General features: G+C 64.9%; 2 protein-coding genes and 1 pseudogene. 2 read left to right on the forward strand and 1 reads right to left on the reverse strand.

The genetic code is table 11. The features are described from left to right. The first annotated feature begins 189 nt into the window (after nucleotides 1-189). Entirely contained in the window at nucleotides 190-702 is a 513-nt protein-coding gene (locus ABZ719_RS37585; RefSeq protein WP_366729660.1) for a hypothetical protein, read from the forward strand. A 257-nt stretch (nucleotides 703-959) separates the two neighbouring features. On the opposite strand, the pseudogene ABZ719_RS37590 reads toward ABZ719_RS37585, so the two are convergent. Then, a pseudogene (locus tag ABZ719_RS37590) lies at nucleotides 960-1,148 on the reverse strand (site-specific integrase); the annotation flags it as partial. A 306-nt stretch (nucleotides 1,149-1,454) separates the two neighbouring features. On the opposite strand from ABZ719_RS37590, the gene ABZ719_RS37595 reads away from it, so the two are divergent. Continuing rightward, complete coding sequence (locus ABZ719_RS37595) at nucleotides 1,455-1,868, forward strand: hypothetical protein (RefSeq protein ID WP_366729661.1); 414 nt, start codon at nucleotides 1,455-1,457, stop codon at nucleotides 1,866-1,868. Nucleotides 1,869-1,980 lie beyond the last annotated feature (112 nt).

The raw sequence follows: 1,980 nt of genomic DNA on the forward strand, positions 1-1,980 counted from the left end.
TCCAGCAAGACCACCCCTGACACAACACCAGCCGACTACACTCCAGACGACGCCTCTGACCAGGCCAGATAGCGAAACGCTGCTGGAGTACTAGGGGCAGCCGAGTTGCTGGACTCGGCGTCACTGGCCGCGTACGTGACCAAGAAAACTCTCCCCTCGTCAACGCACTTTTCGCCCATCTCCCACTTGGTGAGCCTGGCCAACTCGCTGAGTGCAAGCCCGCTGGTGCCGCAGGAACACGCGGAGCGATTCGTCGAAGAACTGACCGACCGGATCCAAGCCGAACTGCTGGAGAGCGCCGAAGTCGGCGACTGGTACCGGTCCAGCACTCTGTACGACCAGCTGCAGTCGATACCGTCGGCGTCGGACCGTGAGCCGGTGACCCCAGTCCTCGTGCGGTGCGCCTTGCAGGAGCTGCGCCGATTGGCTGCCGAGCCGGAGCAGGAACCGCATGCCGCGAACCTGGAACTGATGACAGAGCTGCTGGACTTCCTCTGGGAGCAGGAAGCCGAGGATGAGCTGCCGGAGGAGTTCGCCGTCGTACAGGACCGTGCCGAGCGTGTGAGAACAGCCCGGGATGCCGAGCGAAACGAGAGGCTCCGGCAGTATCAGGCCCAGCGGGAACCGGACGGGCGTTCCGATGAAGCACGCGATCGCGCGCTGGTCACCGAGCTGATGCGCAAGCTCGAGGACACGCCCTGAGATCATTCCCGCTGGGAGCCATCTGGGAGCCAACCCACGCCCCAAGCCCCTTCCGGACCAACCGACACCACCGCACTCCAACGTCCTGACCAGGCAAAACACCAAAGAGACCGGTGATGATCGCGCCCGAACCTCATTCGGGACGAAGAGGTCGTGGGTTCAAATCCCGCCACCCCGACAGCCGAAACACCAGGTCAGGCACCTACGGATATCCGTAGGTGCCTGACCTGTTTCTGCCTGCGCGTCTATCTGCGTGACTACCGCTTTCCGCGTGTCCACGGGCGCCGCTCCTGCGCTCCGAAGATCCCGTCCATGTCCACGGCGCCGGTCTGGATCACGGGCCGGATCTGCTTCCTGCAGACCTCCTCGGTCACCGCGGTCCCGGAGTGTCCGACGAGCCGGGAGATCTCTTCCAGCGGGACACCACGGTGGGAGCGGACCAGCGACGTCGAGGAAGAGCACGCGGCGCTCCGCTGCGCTGGTCATAGCGGCACGATAGTCCGGCGCGGTGTCGGCCGGAGGCTCCGTTCCTGGGCCGTCGCTGGGCCGTGCGAAGATGCCCGAGGCCATCTGACAGCGATCGACAAAGACCGGCAACCCTCCGCCGTCACCAGTGAAGACCCAAGTCAGGGCCACATCGCCGGAATGGTTTCTGTCCAGGGCTGGCGGCCAGGCAACATGGGGGCTTTCTCACTGCTCGGCTCCCGGGAAACGCCGGCGCACGCTCAGGGCCTCGTCGCTAGGCTCGCCCCGTGAGTGAGGACGCCCGTCTCATAGCGAACCACCGAGTCCACGTCGTACCCGTTGTCCTCGCTCTGGCGAACCCGCCCTGGCAGCAGGACGTCTGGCTCGACCCGTCGGTGTTCGAGAACCTGGACCACGTCTTCCACACGCTCTTCGATGACTTCTGCAACGCCGACGAGCCCGAGCGATACCTCGGAGTCAGCCTGAGAAGTGAGGAAGAGGTCGCTCTCATGCGTGAGCTGGGCACCGCTCTCAACGCCGCGGCGGCCGAGGCCCCCAATGACACCGATGCGGAGTATCTACGGACACCATCTTGGCCAACGGTCGTAGCGGTCGCGGGCCGTCTCGCTCAGATCATGGTCGCGAACGATCTGAAGGAACTCGCTGCGCTGCACGACGCCGGTCCGAGCGCCTCGACGTGAGCCGCAGCTTTGAGTGTCTACTGAGGTTGAACTCGTGGTGTCGTAGGGGCTGACGGGCGCCAGTCCTCTGCGATATCACCGGGGCATGCGGTATCCACAAGGGGGCGGTCTG

The sequence above is a fragment of the Streptomyces sp. NPDC006743 genome (assembly GCF_040703815.1).
GTDB lineage: Bacteria > Actinomycetota > Actinomycetes > Streptomycetales > Streptomycetaceae > Streptomyces.